Raw genomic sequence first — 6,466 nt, 5'->3', positions numbered from 1 at the left:
CCCAACAACAATCCCGCCGACGACGAAACGCCGGCCCAGGCGGCCTGACCGGGTCCTTGAAGGACCTGCTCGCCCTCCCCCCAAGAACACAGAGAAAGAAGGCAAGGACCCATGAGCATCAACAGCGCCATGCTCGCCGGCGTGTCGGGACTGACCGCCAACTCCTCGGCGCTCGCCGCCATTTCGGACAACATCGCCAACATCAATACGGTGGCCTACAAGCGCAACCAGGTGAACTTCGCCAACATCGTCACCGCCCAGGCGGTGACCGGGCGATACAGCGCCGGCGGCGTTCAGGGCCTGACGCGCCAGTACATCAGCCAGCAGGGGCTTATTCAGAGCGCCAACTCCTCCACCGACCTGGCGATCTCGGGGGACGGCTTCTTCATCGTCACCGAAAAGGGCGCGGGCCTGACCTCGGCCGACAAACGCGTCTTCACCCGCGCCGGCTCGTTCAGCGTCGATCCCGACGGCTTCCTGCGCAATGACGCGGGCTTCTACCTGCAAGGCTGGCCGATCGCCGCCGACGGCTCGATCCGCTACAACCCCTCGGACCTGACGGAGCTGAACTCCATCAACGTCAAGAACCTGGGCTCGGCCGTGCAGGCCACCGCCAACGTGGTTCTGAGCGCCAATCTGAACAAGACCCAGACCATCTCGGCGGCCGAGGCGACCTATGACGCCACCACCCGGTCCATGGCCGACTGGGAGGTGAATTCCGACCCGGCCACCGGCACCCAGCCCGACTTCACCATCGAGATGAACGTGGTCGACACGGTGGGCGGCATCCACAAGATCGCCATGTCGTTCCTCAAGAGCGACGCCAACCCCAACGAGTGGCACGCCGAAATCTACGCCATCCCGGCCAGCGACGTGACCGGCGGTCCCTCCGGCCAGATCACGGCCGGCATGGTGGTGTTCAATTCCGACGGGACCATGGACCTGGCCAACACGACGCTGTTCGGCGCCGCTGGCGCTGCGCCGTCCATCAGCCTGGCCGCCTCGGGTGCGGCGGGAACGCCGCGCTGGGCCGACACGCTCGGGGTCGGCGCCCAGGACATCGCCTTCGACCTGGACAATGTGACCCAGTACGCCAGCGCTTCCACGGTGAAGGTGGTCAATCCCGACGGCGCCACCGTGGGCACGGTGGTGGGCGTGGAGGTGGACGAGCTGGGCGTCGTCTCGGCCATTTTCGACAACAGCCAGGTGCGCAAGATCGCTCAGATTGGGGTGGCCACCTTCGCCAATCCCGATGGTCTGCGCGCAGTGAGCGGGAACGCCTATCGCGCCACCATCGAGAGTGGCGAGTTCACGATCAAGCAAGCGGGGCTGAGCGGGGCGGGCACCATTTCGCCGTCGACCCTTGAAAACTCGACTGTGGACCTCTCGGCGGAGTTCACCGGCCTGATCACCACGCAGAAAGCCTACTCGGCCTGCTCGCGCATCATCACGACTTCAGATCAGATGCTGGATGAACTTATCAGCATGCGCCGATAATTTTCCAAGTAACTGGCGATTAGCATAGGTTAATCGCCTCTGAAAACTATGACTGTATCATTCTAGTACATGGGGGAGCGAATGGTTACTCCGGTCTTCACTATCGGGATTCACCAGCTGTTATGGCAGCGGCCCTATGGTCTTTCCCAACGATGATGGTGGGAAAGGCGTAAAGCCATGTTGCAACAACAGCAGACCCGGACGAACAGTCGCGGGGAGCCCTATGTGATCGGTCCGACAGGCGCTCCCCTGACTCTGGCCGATCTGCCGCCAGCCGATACGGGTCGCTGGGTGATCCGGCGCAAGGCCGAGGTGGTCGCCGCCGTGCGCGGCGGGCTGCTCAGCCTGGAAGACGCGCTGAAGCGCTATGACCTGACCTCCGAGGAGTTCCTCGCCTGGCAGAAGTCCATCGACCGGCACGGCATGGCCGGCCTGCGGACCACACGGCTGCAGCAGTATCGCTGAACCTTTGCTCCCCCCAGGATCGGTTCGCGAGACAGCGGCCGCGCCCGAAAGGCGCGGCCGCAACTGTTTTGCGCGCACGTTTCACGGGCGCCGCATCGGGGTTTCAAACGCCCTCGGTTGAATCGACATGCGGCTGGCACACTCATCGCACAAGCTCCCGAAAGCGGGGCCTTGGGGGGCTGAACGGTGTCAAAGCAGGACTATGTCTGGTTTTCGCTCTCAGGCGTGCTGGTCTGGGCCGCCGTCACCGCCTTCTATGCGGCCTTTGCGCCGGGTCTCATCGAGACCGCCTTCTGGTTCTATGCGCTGAACGCCGGCCTGGTGGTCGGCGCCACCCTCTTCTTTTTCCACCTCACCGCCCGGCTGCGTCGGCTGAAGCGGCGGGGCTGGCTTCTGGCGGCGGGCGCCTTCGCCCTGCCCGGCCTGGCGGGCGCGGCCCTGGTGCTGGCCTTCTTCCAGCAGGTGATGCCAGGCAGCGCCCCTGAAAGCCTGGGCCGGTACGGGGCCTTCGTGGTGGTGGCCTATGGCGCCCTGCTGGCCCTGGCCCTAGAGCGGCCGGCGAAGCCCGCTTGAACCTGCGGCGGTGGCCGCGTCGAAGCCCGGCTGGCTGAGCCTTCGCACCACCACGATGATGCGCTCCCGCTCCCCGGCGCGGCGTTCCACCAGCAGGCGGCCCACCTGGGCGTCATCGTGGAACACATAGCCCTTTATGGCGTCCAGAATGGCCTTGGCCAGATTGTCCAGGTCAAGCCAAGGCGGGTCGCCCACATACTCCATGGCGATCTCCACGGCATACTCTCCCCAGGCCGGTCGCGATCCGCGCCAGGCCTTGCGGAAGAACTCATAGATCAGGGGCTTGTAGTACTTGGCCTGGGTGGTCAGGCCGTCCACGACCACCTCGACCCCGCCCGTGGTCTCCCGGGCGCGGACCTTGCCGTGATGGATCCAGCCGTCGTTCATGGCTCTTCCTAGCCTGGGGGCGCTTTGCAGTCTCGCCCGGCCTCGCTAAACCGGCGCGACAATTCCATGGCTGGAGGCCCCGATGACCGCGACCCGCACCGAATCCGACACCTTCGGCCCGATCGAGGTTCCGGCCGATCGCTACTGGGGCGCCCAGTCCCAGCGCAGCATCGGCAACTTCAAGATCGGCTGGGAGCGGCAGCCCCAGCCCGTGATCCGCGCCCTGGGCGTGGTCAAGCGTGCGGCGGCTGAGGCCAATATGGCCCTGGGCCGGCTGGACCCGAAGATCGGCGCGGCCATCGTCCAGGCCGCCCAGGAGGTCATCGACGGCAAGCTCGACGACCACTTCCCCCTGGTGGTCTGGCAGACGGGGTCGGGCACCCAGTCGAACATGAACGCCAATGAGGTGATCTCCAACCGCGCCATTGAGATCCTGGGCGGGGTGATGGGCTCGAAGTCGCCGGTCCATCCCAACGACCACGTGAACATGAGCCAGTCGTCCAACGACACCTATCCCACGGCCATGCACATCGCCTGCGCCGAGCAGGTGGCCCGCGAGCTGATGCCGGCCCTGGAGCATCTTCACGCGGCTCTGAAGACCAAGACTGAGGCCTTCGACCACATCATCAAGATCGGCCGCACCCACACCCAGGACGCCACGCCGCTCACCCTGGGCCAGGAATTCTCGGGCTACGCCCAACAGGTCTCCACCGGCGTGCGCCGGCTGAAGGACACCCTCTATGGCCTCTATGAGCTGGCCCAGGGCGGCACCGCCGTGGGCACCGGCCTCAACGCGCCGGTGGGCTTCGCCGAGCTGGTGGCCGAGAAGATCGCCGCCATCACCGGCCTGCCCTTCGTGACCGCCCCCAACAAGTTCGAGGCCCTGGCCGCCCACGACGCCATGGTCTTCAGCCACGGGGCCATCAACACCGTGGCCGGTTCGCTGTTCAAGATCGCCAACGACATCCGCTTCCTGGGCTCGGGCCCCCGCTCGGGCCTGGGAGAGCTTTCCCTGCCGGAGAACGAGCCCGGCTCGTCCATCATGCCGGGCAAGGTCAACCCGACCCAGTGCGAAGCCCTGACCATGGTCTGCACCCAGGTGTTCGGCAACCAGGCCACCATGACCTTCGCCGGCGCCTCGGGTCACTTCGAGCTGAATGTCTTCAACCCGGTGATGGCCTACAACTTCCTGCAGTCCTGCCGCCTGCTGGCCGATGCGGCCATCTCCTTCACCGACAACTGCGTGGTGGGCATCGAGGCCCGCGAGGACAACATCAAGGCCGCCCTCGAGCGCTCGCTGATGCTGGTCACCGCGCTCGCGCCCAAGATCGGCTACGACAACGCCGCCAAGATCGCCAAGACCGCCCACAAGAACGGCACCACCCTGCGCGACGAGGCCGTGGGCGGGGGCTATGTCACCAATGAGGAGTTCGACGAGGTGGTCCGCCCGGAGAAGATGATCTCTCCGGGTTGAGGCCGCCTTCGGGGGCGCGCCTCAGAGCCGCTCCACAGCCACCGCCGTGGCCTCGCCCCCGCCGATGCACAGGCTGGCGAGGCCGCGCCGGCCGCCCGTGGCCTCCAGGGCCGCGATCAGGGTGGCCAGGATGCGGGCGCCCGACGCGCCGATGGGATGGCCGAGCGCGCAGGCGCCGCCGTGCACATTCAGCTTCTCCCGCGGGATGGACAGTTCCCGCTCGGCGATCATCGCCACCACGGCGAAAGCCTCGTTCACCTCGAACAGATCCACATCCGCCACCGACCAGCCGGCGCGGCTGAGCGCCTTCTGCATGGCAGGCACGGGCGCGGTGGTGAAGAGGCCGGGCTGATGGGCGTGGGCGGCGTGGGCCACGATCCGCGCCACGGGGTTGAGGCCCAGAGCCTCGGCTGCCGAGGCCCTTGTCATGACCAGGGCCGCCGCCCCGTCGCTGATCGAGCTGGCGTTGGCTGCGGTGATGGCGCCGTCCCGGGCGAAGGCGGGTTTCAGGGTCGGGATCTTGGCGGGATCGGCCTTCAGGGGCTGTTCGTCGGTGGAGACGCTCGCCACGCCCTTGCGGCTCGTCACCTCCACCGCGGCGATCTCGCGGGAAAAGGCGCCCGTCTCGACCGCCTGTCGCGCGCGCCTCAGGCTTTCGATGGCGTAGGCGTCCATGGCCTCGCGGGTGAACTGGTAGGCGGCCGCCGTCTCCTCGGCGAAGGATCCCATCAGCCGGCCCGGCTCATAGGCGTCCTCCAGGCCATCCAGATACATGTGATCGGACGCCGTATCGTGGCCGATCCGCGCCCCGCCGCGATGCTTGAGCAGCAGGTAGGGGGCGTTTGACATGCTCTCCATGCCGCCGGCGACGATCACCTCGGCGGAACCCGCGGCCAGGGCGTCATGGGCCATGATGGCCGCCTGCATCCCGGAGCCGCACATCTTGTTGACGGTGGTGGCCTGAACGCCGAGCGGCAGGCCCGCGCCGAGGGCCGCCTGGCGGGCCGGCGCCTGGCCCAGGCCCGCAGGCAGGACGCAGCCCATGAAGATCTGCTCCACCCGACCGGCGTCCACCCCGGACCGCTCCACCGCCGCGCGCACGGCCACAGCGCCCAGGTCTGTGGCCTTCAACGGACTGAGCGCCCCCTGGAAACTCCCCATGGGGGTGCGGGCGAAACTGGCGATGACGACGGGATCTGAAGTCTGGGTCATGGGTCGATTGTATAGACCTGGGCCGCGAAGCGCTCCAGAGACAGACCGGATGCGGGCATGAGCCCCAAAGCTGGCGCATGCCCCGTGACGACCGGAATCCGGAGGCATAGACTCAAGGGCGCGGGTGACTCGGTTTGTGGGGTAAGGGAGCGGCGGGTCTTGGCCGGACGCGGTAGTCAGAACGCGGCGCGAGGCAGGTCACGCGGCGGGGACGGCGGCGCAGGGTCGCGACCGCCGCAGACCTTCGCCTTCGCCCGCGTCGCCATCCTGACCACCCTGCTTCTGATGGCGGTCTACACCGCCTTCGCCGTGGCGCGAATTCAGAGCGAGCCCACCCGCGTGACCCAGGGCGGCGCGGCCCTGCCCGGGGAGGCCGCCACCCTGGCCGCCCGGCTGGAGACGGAGCTGGCTGCGGCCCGCGGCGGTCTGGCGGCGGCCTCCGCCGCCCTGACGTCGGACCCCGAGAGCCCCCTGGAAGCCGCCGAGCTGGCCCTGAAGACCGGCGCCGGCGTGGTCGAGGCCGTCGCTATCCTGGACGGGTCGCGAGAGCTGGCCCTGGCCGGCGCCGCCACAGGCGTCGACTGGCCCCGGCTGGCGGCCTTCGCCGAACGATCGCCTCAGAGCGCCTGGCTCGCCGCCGAGGGGGAGGCCCGCGCCGTGCTGGTGGCCGCCGCCTCCGTCTCCACTCCGGCGGGTCGGCGCTGGTTGTTCGCCGCGGTGCGGCCCGAGCGGCTGGACAGCCTCCTCAAGCCTGACGCGCCTCAGGCCATCTTCACCACCCGCGGCCTGCCGCTGGCGATCAACGGTCCGGACGGGGTGGCCCAGGCCGAAAGCCTCACTGCGGCCTTCGCCGTGGCG

The 6,466-nt window shown here is 68.0% G+C and carries 6 protein-coding genes and 1 pseudogene; 5 read left to right on the top strand and 2 right to left on the bottom strand.

Features of this window, described 5'->3' with window-relative positions; genetic code table 11:
* Nucleotides 1-111 precede the first annotated feature (111 nt).
* The 3 genes from V7D28_RS04610 to V7D28_RS04600 all read left to right on the top strand — a co-directional run bounded on the left by V7D28_RS04610 (nucleotide 112) and on the right by V7D28_RS04600 (nucleotide 2,535).
* The gene (locus V7D28_RS04610; protein ID WP_333586187.1) at nucleotides 112-1,497 is read left to right on the top strand and encodes a flagellar hook protein FlgE; all 1,386 of its coding nucleotides are present in this window, start codon (nucleotides 112-114) and stop codon (nucleotides 1,495-1,497) included.
* 177 nt (nucleotides 1,498-1,674) lie between these two features.
* Nucleotides 1,675-1,962, top strand: a complete 288-nt coding sequence (gene sciP / locus V7D28_RS04605) for a CtrA inhibitor SciP (RefSeq protein WP_333586186.1) — start codon at nucleotides 1,675-1,677, stop codon at nucleotides 1,960-1,962.
* Between the two features lie 186 nt (nucleotides 1,963-2,148).
* Nucleotides 2,149-2,535 carry a DUF5367 family protein gene (locus tag V7D28_RS04600; RefSeq protein WP_333586185.1) on the top strand — a complete coding sequence of 129 codons (387 nt, stop codon included), beginning with the start codon at nucleotides 2,149-2,151 and terminating at the stop codon, nucleotides 2,533-2,535.
* On the opposite strand, the gene V7D28_RS04595 is transcribed toward V7D28_RS04600, so the two are convergent.
* Nucleotides 2,509-2,922, bottom strand: a complete 414-nt coding sequence (locus V7D28_RS04595; protein ID WP_333586184.1) for a RusA family crossover junction endodeoxyribonuclease — start codon at nucleotides 2,920-2,922, stop codon at nucleotides 2,509-2,511. The two genes, V7D28_RS04600 and V7D28_RS04595, sit on opposite strands and share 27 nt — an antisense overlap.
* Nucleotides 2,923-3,004: 82 nt before the next feature.
* Here V7D28_RS04595 and fumC point away from each other — a divergent pair, with 82 nt between their 5' ends.
* On the top strand, nucleotides 3,005-4,396 hold the full coding sequence (gene fumC, locus V7D28_RS04590) for a class II fumarate hydratase (RefSeq protein ID WP_333586183.1): 1,392 nt from the start codon (nucleotides 3,005-3,007) through the stop codon (nucleotides 4,394-4,396).
* A gap of 21 nt (nucleotides 4,397-4,417) precedes the next feature.
* Here fumC and V7D28_RS04585 read toward each other — a convergent pair whose 3' ends face one another.
* Nucleotides 4,418-5,608 (bottom strand): acetyl-CoA C-acyltransferase, encoded by a 1,191-nt coding sequence (locus tag V7D28_RS04585; RefSeq protein ID WP_333586182.1) that lies wholly within the window; start codon nucleotides 5,606-5,608, stop codon nucleotides 4,418-4,420.
* 159 nt (nucleotides 5,609-5,767) lie between these two features.
* Between V7D28_RS04585 and V7D28_RS04580 the strand changes: the two are divergent.
* A pseudogene (locus V7D28_RS04580) lies at nucleotides 5,768-6,466 on the top strand (hypothetical protein); the annotation flags it as partial.

The organism is Phenylobacterium sp. (genome assembly GCF_036723115.1).
Taxonomy (GTDB): domain Bacteria; phylum Pseudomonadota; class Alphaproteobacteria; order Caulobacterales; family Caulobacteraceae; genus Phenylobacterium.
This window is presented reverse-complemented; position numbering and strand designations above follow the sequence as displayed.